General features: G+C 37.2%; 20 protein-coding genes. 8 read left to right on the plus strand and 12 right to left on the minus strand.

The window, feature by feature from the left end:
* The 4 genes from BMS_RS10595 to rfaD form a co-directional block, all read right to left on the minus strand.
* A complete protein-coding gene (locus tag BMS_RS10595) occupies positions 1-405 on the minus strand; it encodes a hypothetical protein (RefSeq protein ID WP_014244813.1) in 405 nt (134 codons plus the stop codon).
* Positions 406-409: 4 nt separating this feature from the next.
* A complete protein-coding gene (locus tag BMS_RS10600) occupies positions 410-781 on the minus strand; it encodes a hypothetical protein (protein ID WP_014244814.1) in 372 nt (123 codons plus the stop codon).
* Positions 782-952: 171 nt separating this feature from the next.
* On the minus strand, positions 953-1,378 hold the full coding sequence (locus tag BMS_RS10605) for a FliG C-terminal domain-containing protein (protein WP_044557522.1): 426 nt from the start codon (positions 1,376-1,378) through the stop codon (positions 953-955).
* A gap of 9 nt (positions 1,379-1,387) precedes the next feature.
* Positions 1,388-2,365, minus strand: coding sequence for an ADP-glyceromanno-heptose 6-epimerase (gene rfaD, locus BMS_RS10610; RefSeq protein WP_014244815.1), 978 nt, complete (start codon positions 2,363-2,365; stop codon positions 1,388-1,390).
* Between the two features lie 196 nt (positions 2,366-2,561).
* Between rfaD and BMS_RS17635 the strand changes: the two genes are divergently transcribed.
* The 3 genes from BMS_RS17635 to BMS_RS10620 all read left to right on the plus strand — a co-directional run bounded on the left by BMS_RS17635 (position 2,562) and on the right by BMS_RS10620 (position 4,622).
* Positions 2,562-2,714: a hypothetical protein gene (locus BMS_RS17635; protein WP_157765760.1), complete on the plus strand. Its 153-nt coding sequence runs from the start codon at positions 2,562-2,564 to the stop codon at positions 2,712-2,714.
* A 61-nt stretch (positions 2,715-2,775) separates the two neighbouring features.
* Entirely contained in the window at positions 2,776-3,252 is a 477-nt protein-coding gene (locus BMS_RS10615; RefSeq protein WP_014244817.1) for a molybdopterin-dependent oxidoreductase, read from the plus strand.
* Positions 3,252-4,622, plus strand: a complete 1,371-nt coding sequence (locus tag BMS_RS10620; protein WP_014244818.1) for a sensor histidine kinase — start codon at positions 3,252-3,254, stop codon at positions 4,620-4,622. The genes BMS_RS10615 and BMS_RS10620 overlap by 1 nt, the downstream gene beginning before the upstream one ends.
* Here the strand turns inward: BMS_RS10620 and tatC are convergent.
* Entirely contained in the window at positions 4,610-5,338 is a 729-nt protein-coding gene (gene tatC, locus BMS_RS10625) for a twin-arginine translocase subunit TatC (RefSeq protein ID WP_044557523.1), read from the minus strand. The genes BMS_RS10620 and tatC overlap by 13 nt on opposite strands.
* A gap of 131 nt (positions 5,339-5,469) precedes the next feature.
* Between tatC and BMS_RS10630 the strand changes: the two genes are divergently transcribed.
* On the plus strand, positions 5,470-6,093 hold the full coding sequence (locus BMS_RS10630; RefSeq protein WP_157868277.1) for a hypothetical protein: 624 nt from the start codon (positions 5,470-5,472) through the stop codon (positions 6,091-6,093).
* Here the strand turns inward: BMS_RS10630 and BMS_RS10635 are convergent.
* Together BMS_RS10635 and map are read right to left on the minus strand one after the other, a co-directional pair.
* A complete protein-coding gene (locus BMS_RS10635; protein ID WP_014244821.1) occupies positions 6,064-6,882 on the minus strand; it encodes a (2Fe-2S)-binding protein in 819 nt (272 codons plus the stop codon). The two genes, BMS_RS10630 and BMS_RS10635, sit on opposite strands and share 30 nt — an antisense overlap.
* Positions 6,882-7,658 carry a type I methionyl aminopeptidase gene (gene map, locus BMS_RS10640; RefSeq protein WP_014244822.1) on the minus strand — a complete coding sequence of 259 codons (777 nt, stop codon included), beginning with the start codon at positions 7,656-7,658 and terminating at the stop codon, positions 6,882-6,884. Before map ends, BMS_RS10635 begins: the two co-directional genes overlap by 1 nt.
* A gap of 172 nt (positions 7,659-7,830) precedes the next feature.
* Between map and BMS_RS17030 the strand changes: the two genes are divergently transcribed.
* The 4 genes from BMS_RS17030 to BMS_RS10660 are packed head-to-tail and all read left to right on the plus strand — an operon-like array spanning position 7,831 to position 12,262.
* Positions 7,831-9,546, plus strand: a complete 1,716-nt coding sequence (locus BMS_RS17030; RefSeq protein ID WP_014244823.1) for a YiiX/YebB-like N1pC/P60 family cysteine hydrolase — start codon at positions 7,831-7,833, stop codon at positions 9,544-9,546.
* Complete coding sequence (locus tag BMS_RS17035) at positions 9,530-10,474, plus strand: NAD(P)-dependent oxidoreductase (RefSeq protein ID WP_014244824.1); 945 nt, start codon at positions 9,530-9,532, stop codon at positions 10,472-10,474. The genes BMS_RS17030 and BMS_RS17035 overlap by 17 nt, the downstream gene beginning before the upstream one ends.
* A gap of 17 nt (positions 10,475-10,491) precedes the next feature.
* The gene (locus tag BMS_RS10655; protein WP_014244825.1) at positions 10,492-11,598 is read left to right on the plus strand and encodes an arginase family protein; all 1,107 of its coding nucleotides are present in this window, start codon (positions 10,492-10,494) and stop codon (positions 11,596-11,598) included.
* A complete protein-coding gene (locus BMS_RS10660; RefSeq protein ID WP_014244826.1) occupies positions 11,585-12,262 on the plus strand; it encodes a leucyl/phenylalanyl-tRNA--protein transferase in 678 nt (225 codons plus the stop codon). The genes BMS_RS10655 and BMS_RS10660 overlap by 14 nt, the downstream gene beginning before the upstream one ends.
* Here the strand turns inward: BMS_RS10660 and BMS_RS17415 are convergent.
* The 5 genes from BMS_RS17415 to BMS_RS10685 form a co-directional block, all read right to left on the minus strand.
* The gene (locus tag BMS_RS17415) at positions 12,252-12,959 is read right to left on the minus strand and encodes a glycosyltransferase (RefSeq protein ID WP_014244827.1); all 708 of its coding nucleotides are present in this window, start codon (positions 12,957-12,959) and stop codon (positions 12,252-12,254) included. The genes BMS_RS10660 and BMS_RS17415 overlap by 11 nt on opposite strands.
* The gene (locus BMS_RS10670; RefSeq protein ID WP_014244828.1) at positions 12,956-13,348 is read right to left on the minus strand and encodes a 4Fe-4S dicluster domain-containing protein; all 393 of its coding nucleotides are present in this window, start codon (positions 13,346-13,348) and stop codon (positions 12,956-12,958) included. The genes BMS_RS17415 and BMS_RS10670 overlap by 4 nt, the downstream gene beginning before the upstream one ends.
* The gene (locus tag BMS_RS10675; protein ID WP_014244829.1) at positions 13,345-14,955 is read right to left on the minus strand and encodes an NADH-quinone oxidoreductase subunit D-related protein; all 1,611 of its coding nucleotides are present in this window, start codon (positions 14,953-14,955) and stop codon (positions 13,345-13,347) included. Before BMS_RS10675 ends, BMS_RS10670 begins: the two co-directional genes overlap by 4 nt.
* On the minus strand, positions 14,945-15,463 hold the full coding sequence (locus tag BMS_RS10680; protein ID WP_014244830.1) for an NADH-quinone oxidoreductase subunit B: 519 nt from the start codon (positions 15,461-15,463) through the stop codon (positions 14,945-14,947). Before BMS_RS10680 ends, BMS_RS10675 begins: the two co-directional genes overlap by 11 nt.
* A gap of 63 nt (positions 15,464-15,526) precedes the next feature.
* Positions 15,527-17,047 (minus strand): hypothetical protein, encoded by a 1,521-nt coding sequence (locus BMS_RS10685; RefSeq protein ID WP_014244831.1) that lies wholly within the window; start codon positions 17,045-17,047, stop codon positions 15,527-15,529.
* Between the last annotated feature and the right edge of the window lie 21 nt (positions 17,048-17,068).

A 17,068-nucleotide genomic window follows, 5' to 3' on the forward strand; every position in this document is an offset into this window, starting at 1 on the left:
TTATTGCTCGACAGAGAAGAGGTACTCACTACCTCTATAGATTTGCCAAACTTTAGTTCCGTAATCTTCTCCAAGACAATACTCTAAATCTTGCCCCGCTAAGATTGAATCTAGTGCCGCAAGAGCTTCACTAAAAGGAAGTTCCTCATCTGGAAAGTATCCTCTAAATCCTCTAATCGCCTTTCTGATAAGAGTCATAGCCTCATCATATGAACGCATTTCACAGTTTAGAGAATCTTTCCCTAAGAATTCTTCAAAGTTTAAAGTCATCGCTTGATCGTAATCCCATCTTGCGGACTCAAGGGCCCAAGAAACTTCTTCAATCGCCCTATTAGACTTTACAGGGTTCTTTGCAAAGATAGATACAGATGAAATCAAGAATAAGAGGATAATTAAATTCTTCACGGTATTAATCCCAGCGGTTATAGATGATATTAATATTTTCCATCATGTCTTTTGATATAAGAAAATATCCATCTCTATTTTCTACGTAACAAACTTTTGAATATGGAACACCCTTTGCCACTTCACTACACTTAACTTCTTTAGCGACCTTACCTTTAAGTTGATCGCAACCAAGGTTGTCGTAGAGTTTTGTAATTGCTTGGGCAGCAAATTTACTTCCCTCAAGCTCAAAGTCTGCTTCAACATCAAACTCACCTAATCTATAGGCCTTACTATCTGCTGAGTAACTATCAGTTAAAACTTCAGAGCAGTCATAAGATGCACCAGCATATTGAATTGATAAAAGAATTAAAAAAGTCGAAATAATTAATTTCATAGGTCACCTCACTGTTTAACTATATTTGGACCAACTTGTTCGATGAGGTGAATATAGGATAATGCTGAGGCTTTTTAAATAATATTAGTCGTATAGTCCACATCTAATTATTAGATAACAAAATAACCGCGTCACAGATAATTCGATGTTAAAACTTGTAAGATGTATTAGTCAGACTAACTCTTCACTAGAAGTGGACAGAATAAGCTCACCCTTTTCAACTTTTTCTCTTACTACTTGCATTATTCTAGCGATACTCTCCTCAACTTCACTCACTGGACGCACTGGCCCATTCAAAGTTTGAAGAATTTCCTCCTTAATGGATGAAGAGACATTACTTAGAATAAATTGCTGTAATTCTTTTGAACCCATGCGAAGGCCTAGAGCGAGATCATAGATTTTAATCTCTCTGAGTAGCTCGGCCAGCATTTTCACGGTCATTAATTTTAGATCTTCAAAAGTAATTAAGTTCTTTCGAAGAAGCTCTGCTGTTTGAGGATCTTTGCTAGCGATATCTTTAAGAATTCTCTCTCTTTCAGACATAGAGAGAGCACTCAATATCTTTGCGGCCTCTCTCACTCCACCTTTAAAAAGCATAGTCTTCTCCTAGAAGTGCTTTTCACCTTCTACTAGATAATTCTTTACGTAATCTTCAACACCATCCTCAAGAGTCGTAAACTTAAAGTGAGGTAAGAACTCTTTAAACTTAGTCATATCTGCTTGAGTATAATATTGGTATTGATTTCTAAAGCGCATAGGCATATCGATAAATTCAATATTCTCTTCCTTGCCCATGGCCTTGAAAGTTGCCTTCATTAGGTCGAGAAAGCTTCTCGCACTTCCGGTTCCTAAATTATAGATACCAGAGAAGTTGGCCGAACTAGGATTCATCATTTCAATCATGGCCCTAGCAATATCTTTTACATAAATGAAGTCTCGAAGTTGTTTGCCATCTTCGTAGCCCTCGCGGTGAGACTTAAAGAGTTGTACTTTTCCAGACTCAAGAATTTGACCATAGGCCTTGTGAACTAACGATCTCATATCACCTTTATGATATTCATTTGGTCCATAGACATTGAAGAACTTTAGACCAAACCACTGCGTTGGCTTTTGAGGCTGCTTTAAAATCCATTCATCTACTAATTGCTTAGAGTAACCGTAGCGATTGAGTGGACTCAACTCAGATATTTTAGAGTGCTCGTCACTATACCCTTTTTCTCCATCCCCATAAGTAGCGGCAGAAGAAGCATAGACAAAAGGAATGTCATGTTGAGTGGCCAATTCAAATAAGGCCCTTGAATAGTCCACGTTATTTCTCATTAGATAATCCATATCTAATTCAGTTGTGGCAGAACATGCACCAATATGAAAAATAAAACTCACAGAGTTCATCACATCGTCAGCAAAGTTTGTGAGAAACTCATCGCACTGAAAGTACTCTTGATACTTAAGTCCTACTAAGTTTGCCCACTTCTGCGACTCGGCCAATCTATCGACAATAATTATATCTTCTCTTCCAAGTAGATTTAATTCTTTTACGAGGACACTTCCAATAAACCCAGCACCACCAGTAACTAATATCATTCTATTTAATCCTTTTTATGTTTTCTATCATCATACACAATAATCAGTAAGTTAGCCATGGCCCTAAGTAAGAACAGCCACCATAATACGGCAGCTATCCTACCCAGATATAGGGCTAAGTCCTTAATAAAGCATAAAATATATGTAGGACATTGATCCTATGGAATAATAGAATTGTCGAACGTTTGAGGTTTATATGAAGATTCTATTAATTCTTGGATTACTTCTAAGTGCAAATAGAGGCTTGGCCCTAAATTCTAAATCTAATCTTAAGATAGTGAAGAAAACCACTGTCAACTGTACTCCCGACTCTTCTCCCCACTGTAAGATAAGACCAAAATATACATAATTTCTTTTTGCCAAAAACTATTGTTTACGACAGAATATTTCAATAACAATAGGGCACTTAAATGAAAATTATCTTCACTCTTCTACTTACACTACTCTCGTTGAACTCTTTCTCCATAAATTACTCAAAACAAAAAATTAAAATTGCAGGAAAAGTAAAAAAAGAAATAGTCTACTCTATTGAGGAACTATCGAAGTTGCCCCAAACAACTTTTAAAATTAATGACCCTTACGCGAAGAATAAGCTCATCGCATTTGAAGGCATCCTACTTTCTGATCTTTTAAAACTTCACGCCAAAGAGGGAACATCGAAAATAGAAGTCATTGCGATTAATGACTATAAAGTTATCATCGATAATAAATTTGTAGAAAGCGAAAAAATGCTTCTCGCCTTAAAGGGCGACGGTAAATATCTTACGGTAAGAGAAAAGGGACCGGCGAGAATTGTTGTACCTGGAAAGGGAAAGTTCACTGAAGGTAAACTTGCCAAAGAAGGGGTCAACTGGGTCTGGTTTGTTAAAACAATTAATTACTTATAATGTTACAAAAGAATCTACATCGAAATTCAATTAAGAGTTACATCATCCTAAGCCTTGTTTTCTTATTGGCCGGTGTCTTCATCGCCATCATTGGGCACTGGACTCTTTCCGTAAATAGAGATTCGCTGCAAAGGGTTTACTCTTTCAGACTCTTCTCTAGAGGAAATTTTCAAGTTATTGCCGCAAATTTAAAATCGATGACTTCCCTATCAAATGCCATTACGAATAAGAATACGCAGCTACTAGAAGAAGGATATATTCATCTAGAGTCAGCATATGGCTTTCTCATCTCCATTGATTCAGAGCTTTACTTACAGGGAACGAAAAGTACCTTTAGTGAGCAATTCAATACCTATGAAGAACTTCTTGCTCAATACACTAAGATTATGGATGCTCCTTTTACTGAACACTCTGAAGCACTCTCTTATCAATTGCAAAGACAGGTCAAGGCCCTCAACCAATTCCTAGGCTACGCTGAATCTGAATTTTGGAAACAAAGAGCAGAGGACTTTGAAAATATTCGCCTAAGAAATAAGATTATTGAGAAAATATATTGGACCCTTGTTCTCTCCTTTATTATAGGAACATTTATTCTTATCTACTTCTTCATAGAGAGAGTTAAGATAGAGAAAATTATTGAACAACAAAGAGTTGAGATGGTTGCCAATTCAAGACTTGCGGCCCTTGGTAACTTCTCCGCGGGAGTGGCCCATGAAATTAATAATCCACTTACGGTTATTCTCTGGAGAGCAAAGTCTCTAAAGAAAAGTCTAAAAGAAGTTCTTAGTTTAAACTCAAAAGTTGAGACAGATCTCGATAGTATTATGGTCAACACTAGTCGAATTGAGAAAATCATTAAAAGTATTAAAACACTTTCAAAGAACGCTGAGAGCGATCAAAAAGAAAAGGTTTCTATTGCCTCTCTAAGAGACCAGCTCAATGACATACTCTCCCCTAAGATTGCTACAGAGAGTTTTGACTTTAAATTTACCTCCAACTGCTTAGAAGAATCTCTCTATGTTAGAGAAGTACAAATCATTCAAGTTCTCATCAATCTTATTAATAATAGTGTCGAGGCCATAAAAACCCTCGATGAGAAATGGGTACGAGTGAGTGTGATTAAAAATGATAATACAATAGAGATTTCAGTCACAGATAGTGGTAAAGGGATTCCAAAGAAAATTCAACCTCATCTCTTTAGTCTCTTCTTTACTACAAAATCTCAATCAAAAGAGAACTCTGGTATTGGGCTTCCCCTCTCTCATCAAATTATAAAAGATCACCATGGCTCACTTACCTATAATGCCAAGTCTGAGAATACTCAATTTCTTATCTCAATTCCGATTATTCAAGAAATTCAAGAAGTGTGATGTCTTTCTAAGTAAGGATGAACAACAAGGGCCACGGCCAAGATACCCACTTCAAATAAAACTGTTAGTGGAAGCCACAGTCCAAGCATTGTAATAACATCTGGCGGAGTAAGAACTGCACTTAAGGCCGCAAAGCCTACGTAGACATAACTTCTTACAGACCTAAGAGAATACTTTGTTACAAGTCCCATAAAACCTAGTATTAAAAGTAGATTGGGCAATTGAAAGATGATTCCAAGAAAGACGAGAACTTTAGATGCGAGAACTAAGTACTCTTTAAGTGAGATCGTTGCCTTAACATTACTCACCCCAAAGCTCATTAAGGTTTCAAATGTCAGTGGAAAGACCAGAAAGTATCCAAATGATATCCCAAGCCAGAAGAGAATAAATCCCACAACAATAAATGGTTTCACTCCCTTGGCCTCGTGCTCATAAAGGCCTGGCTTTACAAATTTCCAAACCTGCCAAAACCATAGAGGAGAAGAAACAATAACACTGGACCAAAAGGCCACTTGGAATTGACTGAGAACTTTATCTAGAAGTCCGAGATAGATAACCTCACCTTCTCCGCTCTTAAGGGCCGAGCGCAGTGGGGAGAGAAGAACCTCCGAAATTATATCGGCAAAGGCATAGCAGGCAATGAAGCTCACTGCTAGAATGATTAAAACTCTCACCATAGTGGAGCGCAATTCTTCTAAATGTTCAACTAAGGACATTTCCTTCAACCAAATCTCCAGTACTTAGGCTAGATTTAGGACTTAAATCTATGCTAAAATCTTAAGAAAAATACTCAGATACCGATAGGTATTTATATATGAGAATCATGTTTTTGGCAAAGAGAGAGAGTTTGAAATACCTACTGTCCCTATTCATTCTAGTTCTATCCCTTGGAGTACAGGGCAAGGAGAGAAATAAAGACCTCCTCTACTGTCTTGGGCAAGAGGAACTTTCCCTTCATAGCACTAAGAGAACTGGGCCTCATTACTTTCTCAACCAACACTTTATCAACGAAGCGGCTTCGGCCGGCGAGTTTAGACTCAAAGATAAGTTTTACCGAGAAATCTGTGAAATAAGAGAGTTCCCTCCTTCGATTGGTCTACTTAGAGGTATTCTCTTATACGAAGAAGATATTTTTAAGCAAGTAAGTCATGAGGATCAAAATATAGCCGCACTTTATAAAAGTGGTTACCAGGCCTTTATCACAGAGACTCCACAAATCTTCTTTCAATTTCTGGCACTGATACAAACTCAAACAAAGTATCCTCACTGCCTAAGAGAGAATATTCCAAAGCTCTATGAATTCACTAGAAAGTTTCAATATCTAAGAGAAGATCTAAATTTAAAAGAGTTGATTAAAGATAAGAAATCTATTGAAGGCATTTTCACTAAACTCAAGTATCTCAATGCCATCTATGATGAGTGCGATAAGAAGCAAAAGAAGTTAGACAGTAAAGTCAAAACGAAGAGCTAGATTCAACTTACTCTCAACATACTCTTTAAAAGTTTGCAGTATATAATCTCTATTATCTTGAGGCTCTATATTAAAGAAAATATTATGGCCCTTAATTCCAACGATTTCTAATTGATAGCGTTGAAGCTCCTGCTCTTTAATCCACTTTCTCTTAAGCTCATCTATCTTTAACACAAAGTCACTCGGATTAAGTCCCATGGGCATGATGCGAGTTCCATCACTATTAAACTCACTATCGAGACGACTCTCTCCACTTGCAAGACTTCCTTGATTTTTAACACGTAGAAGAACCTCGCCCACATCGTCCATGCAACTTCCACAACCAATAGTGGCCTTGAGGTTATCTGCAATATCTAAAACTGATGCGGATTCATTAGCTAGAACGTAGTCACGAATTTGAGACTCAAAGACACCGAAGCAGCGACAAATTAACTTATCACTCACATCTCCAGCGAGGGACTCAATATTAAAGTCTGCACCAGTGTATTCGCTAAAGGCCCTCATCAAAAGAAAGTTAGGGAGATTGAGAAATTGAGTTTTAAAAAAACTCTCATGCTCTCCTAGCCACTGAGAGAGCTTCTCTTCCACTTTACTTAAAGGGCATCTCTCTAATTTTTCTGCTAAGGAATTAAAATATGGAAAATAAATATGATCACTTGGGCACTCAAAGAACATTCCCTCTAAGCGAGACTTATTATTTATGTCCAGAAATACACAGAACTTCTCTCCATTAAATAACGTACTCGCCTGCGAAGAAATGAGAAAAGGTCTCTGATTAAATTGTCCCATTAAAGGCTAAATTCTTTCTCTTCATCTGATCTAAGAGTTAGTATATCGTGACCTTCATCTGTACATAGAATTGTATGTTCAAATTGTGCTGACCACTTCTTGTCTTTTGTAATAACTGTCCAATTATCTTTTAAGACTTTGCAGTGTCTATTGCCAAGATTGATCATTGGCTCAATTGTAAACGTCATGCCAGGCTTGATCTCTGGACCAGTCCCTTTGCGACCGACGTGAACAACTTGTGGCTCTTCGTGAAATTCTCTTCCAATTCCATGACCACAATACTCCTCCACTACAGAGTAACCATGACCGTGAGCAATTTCTTGAATAACTGCTCCGATATCACCGATATGCGCTCCAGGGCGAACTTGGTTGATTCCTTCACGCATACACATATATGTAACTTCAACTAATTTCTTAACTTCCGGTGATACCTCTCCTACTAGAAAGGTCTTATTAGTATCGCCGTGGAATTTATTCAAATAAGTTGTGACATCAATATTTAAAATATCTCCGTCCTTTAATACATCTTTCTTAGACGGGATTCCATGACAAATGACTTCATTCTTTGAAGTACAAATAGACTTTGGAAAACCGTGATAATTTAAAGGAGAAGGATAGGCCCCATGCTCTAAGATATAGTCATGGCATAATTTATTAAGCTCTTCTGTCGAAACACCCGGTACAACATGAGGTGCTATAAACTCAAGTGTTTGAGACGCTAACTTACTAGTTGCTCTCATCAGTTCAATTTCTCTCGATGACTTTATTGATATCATGGGTATTTCCTTTTTAACTGCTTATGCTTAATTGCTTTTTAATAACTGAACGAACTTAAGTCAATGACTTTAACCTAATTTCAGGCTTTTATTAGTGGCTACTCTTTACACACTGCATTGACGCTCTGTTTTCAAATTTCATATAAATACTGCCATTATAGGGGGATTTTATATGAAAGGGGTAAAACTATTCAAGATTCTAATTGTTTTTGGTCTCTTGCACTCGGTTTATGCCAATAAACAGCTACTTAAAGACATAGAGAATCCAGATGATCTCTACCGCTTTAGTGCTGGCGCTATTGGAAAGCTCGAAGTTGAACGTGGTAATGACCTACAGAGCTTTATAAAAAACAGGATTACTCTTGAAACTTTTAACTATCTACTAAAAAGAGTAGATGGTGTCTCTGCTCACCTCGCTGATAAACTCAGAAGTAGTCTCTCCAATGCTAGAGTCATCAATGGAGAAGAAGTCTATCAGATGTCTACCCTCATCAATATTTACCACGGCATTAGTGTAAAGATAAGTGAGCTAAACACCTACGCAAAGCCTAGAGATCTAGATGACTTTCTTGAGGGTGAAGATCAATTGGCCATTGGAAGAGACCTAATTTGGCTAGCGACTTATTCAAAGCTCTACAATAGTTTTTACCAGAATTATCTAAACTATTATATGCACCTCAATTTAAGAAAGATCATTAAGAACCTCTTTATAACCAAAGAGAATTCAGGTCAAAAAATTGAAGAACTCAAAGTAACGATTGCCCATATCTTAGAAAAGGATAATAGGAAAACAGCGAAGAAGTTCTTCAAAAAGTATATGACAATGAGAGATTCCCTTCTGAAGTTCAATATAGATATGAATTATGAAGTACAGCAGCTCATTGATCAAATTGAAGAAGACGGTGCTGTCACAAGTATCTTGTCAAAGGATACAATTAAAATTTCAAATTTTACTATTACAGATACACTTGCAAATTTCTTTGGGAAAGTTACAAATGTTATAAGTGGTGTCTTTGGAAACCTTGTGGGTAAAGTAAGATGGCGTCACGGAAACTTCTACAAAGACAATATTGTTAAAGAAAAACTTTTAAAAGAGCTCAGGCCTCTAGATCTTCTCTTTGAGAAAACTCCCTTTGCCCTAACAGATACTTTTATCCCTGGGCACTTTGGTCACGCGGCTCTCTACTTAGGGACAGAAGAACAACTAAAAGAAATAGGACTTTGGGATAGCCCTATCATAAGACCGTATCAAAAGAATATTCAAAATGGTGAGATTATTGTTGAGGCGATTAGACCAGGTGTTGGCCTTACAACGATGGAGAAATTTTTAGAAATAGACGAGATTGCCATACTTAGACAAGACACGATTCACTATGACTATGAAGAGATGCAACAAGTATATAAAAGAGCACTAGATCAAATTGGAAAGAAGTATGACTTCAATTTCGATGTAGAGACTACTGATAAAATTGTTTGCTCAGAACTTCTCTTCTTTGCTTACGGTAAGATAAATTGGCCGACAGTCTACATACTGGGAAGACCGACAATCTCGCCAGATAATTTAGCTGAGCTTGCGTTCTATGATAATACACCAATTAATTTTGTTCTAAATTATTGGTCAAAGAAGCGAGGAACACTTATTGAAGGTAAGATTGAGGATCTCGCAAAGAATATAGGTTTTGCCATTGATCCAGAGAGAAGTGGACCTCATAAGAAGGCTTTTCACAAGAAAGACTATCGATGTAAGACGGTATTCTCTAACTCTCTTAGATCTTCTAGTAGAAGAAGTAGACGTATACAATATAGACAATGTAAAACTGTCTATGAAAGAAAGGTCTACAATTCGGCCGAGAACTATAGAGAGTCTCACAATGGATACTTCAAATAAAATAGATATAATCAGACTAAATACCTCCTCTTACCAAGGGGAGGATTTCCATCAAAGAGAAAAAGAAGAGTTAGAATCAAAATTTCCAGTTAGCTACCAAAGTGAAGTTAACCCAAGTCGTGATCATATTCTTATTACAAATAGCTATAGTGATATTGATTCTCTAGATTTAAACGAAAAGACAAAACTCATTATTCACCCAAACTCAGGGTATGATAATTTTCATCTCGATATCGTTCAAAATTCTCCATGTCCAATAATTATAGGTAATGAGATTAGAATGAATGCCGTGGTTAACTACACAATCTCATGCCTACTAAAGCACTTAAATAAATTGAGTTCTTCAAAAGAGTGGGACAGCACAAGAACTTGGAATCGAATACTTCCAGAAAACCTAAAGATTCTAGTCATCGGTCATGGCCATATTGGAGAGAAAGTCACCTCCATTCTAAAAAGTCTTGGGGCCAGTCCTTTAATTTATGATCCCTATAAGGGATATACTGAATTAGATAATAATGGAGCACAGGTAGTTCTTGTATGTGCAAGTTTAAACCCTAAAAGTAAAGCATTCATTGATAAGAGTTTTCTAGATGCTCTCGACAGTAGCGCTCTTATTATCAATGGGGCAAGGGGGAAGATCATTGATCAAAATGCACTCATTGATTTTTTAAAACTAAATAAAGAATCTTTCGCCTATCTAGATGTCTTTGAAAAAGAGCCCTATTCAAGAGGCGAATTCAGTGACTTAGATAATATTTCTCCAACATCCCACATCGCAGGAGTGCATAATTCACTTAATTTCGATATAATTAAATTTGAATGTAAAATATTAGAGAGCTATTTTTCTTCACCTTCAAGAGAGGATTTTGAAAGAGAAAACCAAGCTGCACTTTTACAAAATCGAATAAGAGAGAACTTTTTAATTTAAATATTTTAGGAATAAATATGAGTAAAAATATAATCGATACAACGAAGAGCTTACTATGTCCTCCAGGTAATGGAGTCTTCACAGTCAATACTGCAAAAGAGAGAAAGGATAAACTCCATCAAGCTCTCTATAAAACAACCGCAAATATTGAGCAACTTTGGAAAGACTCAATTGAAGAGAATTTAGAGAGCTCATCTCCTCTTCTTTTGGGAGTTTGTAGTGATACAGGTGGCGGCATTCAAAGAGGAGCAAATTGGGGACCCCTCTTTCTTAGAAATACTCTTCTTGAGGAACATCCTGAGCTCAACTATAAAGATATCGGAGATATTAGAGTCATCCCCCATCTGCTACACGATAAGTATCTCAATGATAAAACAATAGAGAATTGTAGAAAGGCCCTCTACGATAATGGTGATTCTGAACACCCAGTGAGTGCACTAAGTCTTACTGAAGAATTCTGCGACCAATTATTTGAAAATTTTCCAAAGAAAAAGCTATTTTCAATTGGTGGAGATCACTCTGTGAGTTATCCGCTTGTAAAGAGTTATTTAAGAGCAAAGAAGAAGCAAGGAATCAAGGCCGCAATCATACACTTTGATGCCCATACAGACCTACTCGTTGAAAGACTAGGAATCGATATTTGCTTTGGTAGTTGGTGTACGCACATTCTTCCCTTTCTAGACTCTCCTGAGTGCTTAATACAGCTAGGAATTAGATCAAGTGGAAAAGATCGCTCACATTGGGAAAATACATTTGGTGTTCAGCAATTTTGGGCCAGCGAAATAAATAAAGAGGGCGCTAGGAGTATTGCAAAGAGAATTCTAAATTTCCTAAAGAAAGAAGAGATTGATGAACTCTATGTTAGCTTTGATATTGATGCCCTAGATGAAACTTATGCCAGTGCCACAGGAACACCTGAACCAGGCGGACTAAATCCAGAACAATCTATATCAATAATTAAAGAACTTGCTAAAGAATTTAAAATCACAGGCGCTGATATGGTAGAAATTGCACCTCTAGTATGTGCAGACCATGTAAATCACCCTGAGCCACAAACAACCTTAAGTATAGGTGCGGCCATTTCCGCATGCTTAATCGAGGCAATGGATAGTGACAATTCTTAATTTCCCTCCAATAGATCAAGCAGACGAAAATGGTCTTCTCGCCATTGGCGGAGATCTTGAAGTTAAGTCTCTTTTAAAGGCCTATCAGAGTGGTATTTTCCCTTGGCCTATATCAATTGACTTTCCACTAGCGTGGTTCGCCCCGGACCCTCGTGGTGTTATTGACCTTAAAGACTTCCACGTCTCTAAGAGTTTTAAAAAATTCCTTGCACGAACAAATATGAAGGTTGAATTCAATCAAAACTTTGAGTCAGTCATTATGAACTGTGCAATGGCCAAGAGAAAAGATCAGGCCGGAACTTGGATTACTGACCAAATTATTGATAGCTATATAAATCTTCACCGAGAAGGCTACGCCTATAGTGTGGAAACTTACCTCTATAAGGACGGAGTTAAAAGAATGGTTGGAGGACTCTATGGAACTTGCATTAGCAATTTCATCTCCGGAGAATCCATGTATCATATCGAAGATAATGCATCCAAGTTGGCCCTCTACACTCTTATTGAATTCTTAAAAGCAAAAGGTATAGAGTGGCTCGACACTCAAATGGTGACACCTGTAATTAAATCTATGGGTGGAAAAGAGATTTCTAGAAGTGAATTTATGCAAAGGATTTCTCAATTAAATATGGATGCTTTGATAAAGCCAGACTTTAATACTTAGTATTGAGACCTAGGCCTCTTTCATAAACTTTATTCATCGTCTCGTCAGAGACCTTAAGCGCAAAACAAATCTTCATAACGATATTTAAAAGTAACTGTCGATAGATCCCATTCTTATTAAAACGAATTGCAGAAGTCTTGCTGGTAAAAGGAAGAATTGTAGCTGGACATATCTTGTTTAACTTTTGACTCAATATTGTATCTTCAAAAATAACAACATTATCAATACATGGATTTAAAGAGAGAGTCTTCTTAAAGAAGATACAGTGATCCAAGTATATAATTGATCGAAGCTTTCCTCTCACTTCATTTGAATACCAAGAGGTGAATTTTAGGAGAGGGTGCTCCTCAATGAATTGATGATAGAAGCCTCCCCATGAAAGGCTATTTTTATTTTCTATTAAGTGTTGAATCCCTCTTAAGTCTAGAATACTTCTAGGATGATGAAGAAGGACTAAATCACACTTAGATTCAAGAATTCCAATATTCAATCTCTCAGCACGAGACTTTTGAGTGGTTCTAATGACTAATACATCATATTGGTCAAGAAGCTCTAGCGTACCATCTGTACTTCCACCATCAACGAAGATTAATTCAATATTAGAGAGAGTAGATAATTGTTCTAAATTTTTCTTTAATAAATCTAAACTCAATTCATTAAAAACAGAAAAGATTATAGAGAGTTTTAATTGGCTCATTTTGCTTGAAGTAAATCAATTGTCCAGCTCGACTCTCCATGGGATGATAATGGTCGCTGATCAGTGAGAGTTAATATACTTGGAGAACAAACCTCTTCACAAAGACCACAGAAGATGCACTTTCTTACGTCTAAAAAGAGATGTTCTAATTTATCATTCTTATGAGTTGCCTCTAGGGCCGTTGTAGGACAAACCGAAATACAATCTGAACAAGTGCCGCAACTATTAGTATTAACGAGCTCTGGTAAACCTCTAGAATTTTCATGAACCTTTTCACTGCTCTTATTTGAAAAAACTGCTTTTACGGAGTTCATCAAAAAGATTCTCAAAGATTTAGTAATCGCTCTAGTGGTACTAATTGATTTATATAACTCGCGTTCAAGAATCATCTATCCAACTCCCCTAGCACTATATTCATAGAAGAGAGAGATACCATGCAATCTTCCAATCTCGTTCCAGGCAGCATTCTAGAAAACGCCTGAGCACTTGAAAAAGAAGGTGCTTTAATCTTTACTCGGTAAGGACAATTAGAACCATCAGATTCGATATAGAATCCTAACTCTCCATTAACGGCTTCAATCATTGAATAGATACTCTTCTCTTGAACTTTAAAGTTTAAAGTATTGCATTGAAGGTATTCCTTATCTACACGGACTTGTCCGGCAGGCAAGCTATCTAAAACTTGAGAGATAATTCTTAGGGACTGTCTAATTTCTTCGACACGTACTAAGAAGCGGTCATAACTATCACCGTTTATTCCCAGAGGTATATCGAAGTCTACATCTTCATAGAAGTAATAAGGACTCACCTTTCTTATATCGTAATTAACGCCGCATGAGCGCAAGTTAGGTCCACTTACTCCCAAGTCAATGGCCTCATACGCGTTAAGCGGAGCTGTTTGTAGCCTTTCTTTCCAAAAGTCAGCTCTATTTAAATGCATTGAAAGCTCATTACTCAAAGACAAAATAGACTTTAACTCATCTAAGCAATCATTAATCCAACCTACCGGAAGCTCAAAGTTTAATCCACCAATAGAATTAAGATAGCTCCCTTTAGTTGAACCATTTAGTGCAGAAAATAAATTCGCTACTTTATTACTTATTTTTCGACAAATTTGAACACCTTCAAAGATCCCTGTCGACTTAACCATAGAGGCAAGACATTGAGCGTGATCAGAGACACGTGCAAATTCACAAAGAACCATTCGTATGGCCTTGGCTTTGTCTGGTATATCAATCTGGGACAACTCTTCAACGGCCTTACACCAACCGACAGAGTTGGCCGCACTAGAGAAGAAATTTAATTTTTCAATCAGAGAAGGAATCTGGGCATAAATTCTCTGCTCACAAGTTTTCTCGATTCCGCGATGTAGATAACCTACTTCAAAGTTTGAGCGTAAAATAAAATCGCCTTCTACTTCGAAATTCATTTTCATAGACCCCTTAAATTCAGGGTGAATTGGACCTATGGAAATAGTCTCAAGTAGATTCTCTTTATATTTTGGGAGAGATAAATTCTTTGAAAATGAAAATTCTCTACTTTTATAATCTTCATCTATCTCTAGTTGAAAGTCCTTTCTTAGGGGGAAGCCAATTATTTCCTTAGGCGTAAGCAATCGATGCTCGCTATCTGGTCCAAAGGAAATACCAAACATCTCCCAAATCTCTCGTTCGCACCAATGGGCATTGGTCCAAATATCACTCGCACTTGGGAGAATTTCTTGTCGGTCATTATCAAAGTTTAAAATAACTTGAAGCCTAAAATGTTCTTCCATATTTAAAAGAAAATAGCTTAATTGAAAGCGCTTAGTAGCATTCTCCTTCTTGGAGTTATCAATAGCAATAATATCTAAGAGCATGATAAAGCCGAAAGTTTCTTTTAATTTTTTTAAAGTACTCTTTAAATCCTTGGATTCGTCTAGGATTAAAGTTGTAACTCCACTTCTCTCACAAAGTCCTTCATTAAAAGTTAAGGAGAGCTCGTTTCTAATGCTCATTGGCCCTCACTCCTTTTCTCATACGCTCTTTTAATAAAGACATCCCATGAGCAATTTCTTTAGGACTTGGAGGGCAACCTGGAATGAATATATCAACAGGAATATCTTTAGAGATATCGGGTACTATATTAAAAGAAGAGAATGGACCTCCACTCATAGGACAAGCTCCGATGACCACTACCCACTTATCCTTTGGCATTTCTTTATAAATATCTTTTAGCAATGGGTAGGTCTTCAGATTAACTGACCCACTAATGATGAGTAGATCACTATTTTGTGCCTCTACTCTTTCAGGAAAGAAATTATCTTCTGGATATTGATCATCGAAAATAGAGTAATACTCACTGGAGCAACAAGCCGTTGCAAAAGTAAAAGGCACTGTTGAGTGTGTATTCACCCAATTGTGGAATCTTTCAATAAATGTACTAGCTCTTGTCGTTAACGCGAGTCGCTCAATCCCTTCACTGGACTGAAGCTCATCAAACCTTAACCCAGATTTATTTACCACCTAGGCTCCTTAAAATTCATTATTCAATTATTTTAAGAAGATAAGTGGTAAAAGTAAACATGTCTATTGAACGATAATATCCCTCGAACCTTTTACGTAATTGCCGAAGTTCTTCCAAGTAATGTCTTGAGGAAAGATCGACAACTCTCTGCGTCTTTCTTGGTCACAGACATAACCGTCTCCCTTATCTCTTACCCATGAATAGATCTTCTGGTGACTACCGCCTCCACCATGATCGTATTGAATAAAGCGGTAATGATCTTGAAAGGAGCTACTAAGCCCTGACTGAATATTTATACTCATATCAAATGCCATGTCTAACTCAGAAGTCGTACAACTCTTCATTCTCTTATTGAATGAATAGAGCCTTGTTCCTGCACTTGTCATTGGATTCTTCATCCATGCCTTTCTAGAACATGAGTATATATAGCCGGAGTCTTCTGTATTAAAGAAAGAAGTGAGGTAGCTAAAGAACCACATTCTCTCTTTATTAGTATTTATACTGGTATCTCGAACAAACTTCTGGCAAGTCTTGTATCTATCTTTGTACTTTACGTAGAAGTGCTTGAAGAAGATGGAGAAATCACTAATCTCTAGGGCCTTTTGCTCTACCTGCTCGCGTGGTACTTCATTTCTTTCAGCATCAATAACATTGCCACTAAAGGTATCTGATTTAGCAACAATTTTCTGTCTCGTACGTGACGTGGCCTTCGCCTTACCGGCCTTAATTTTATCATGATTTCTTATTGCCGTTATAGTCTTCCAAATATAATCATAGAGAGAGTGACAGCTATTTCTTATGGTTTTCATTTCCTTAAACTTAAAGAGATGTCCTTTATCTAGAGCGATCTTAAAAGCTTCTTTTGGACCAATATTTCCAATTATTCTATAGCTCGGCATAGGCTCACTTCCAGAGAGCTTTCTACCATTTGAATTCTGCATAAAAGCACTGGCCTCACCCCAATCAACCAATGTTTTTAAATGATTGATTGAGCGAACTTTAGAGAGTGTAGGGTCCATTGGATTAACTCCAATAAGTAGGAGCCTCGACTGCCAACGATTAAACCCCTTGCATGGATAAGTTGCACAGTACTGTAATAGCACGCCACCAACCACTCTCACTCGCTGAGACTTAGTAGGAGTTATTTCAAATTTTTGAAAATATCTCTGCTTACCAAAAACAATAATTTTTTGTTGTGTTCCAAGTTGATCTAAGAGCCTTGGAATAAAACCTTCACTATAAGGTGGACGCGATAGAGTGCCAGAGTACTTTTTCCATACGTCTTTTTGATCGCAGAAATTATGAGTCCTAAGCAACTTCCCTGAGCGCAAGTCCAACTCGTATTTACTCAGTGAGCCAATAGGAGTTGTCATAACAAAATTAATCGAATTATCTGTTTTAGAGGAAAAAGGAACGAGGTCGAAGAAAGGGTGAATGAGAAACTCCCCGTCCTGGCTTCTATCGTTATAAAGTTTAGATGTGGCCATCCATGCAGGCTTCGCTACTACTGGCTCAATCTTCTTGGTGTGTTTTGCACATGCCGAAATAAAAATCATGAGACATAGAAGAAATGTCTTTTTCATTTAGAACTTCCCTATCCTAAT

Source organism: Halobacteriovorax marinus SJ (assembly GCF_000210915.2).
In the GTDB taxonomy this organism is placed as follows: domain Bacteria; phylum Bdellovibrionota; class Bacteriovoracia; order Bacteriovoracales; family Bacteriovoracaceae; genus Halobacteriovorax; species Halobacteriovorax marinus.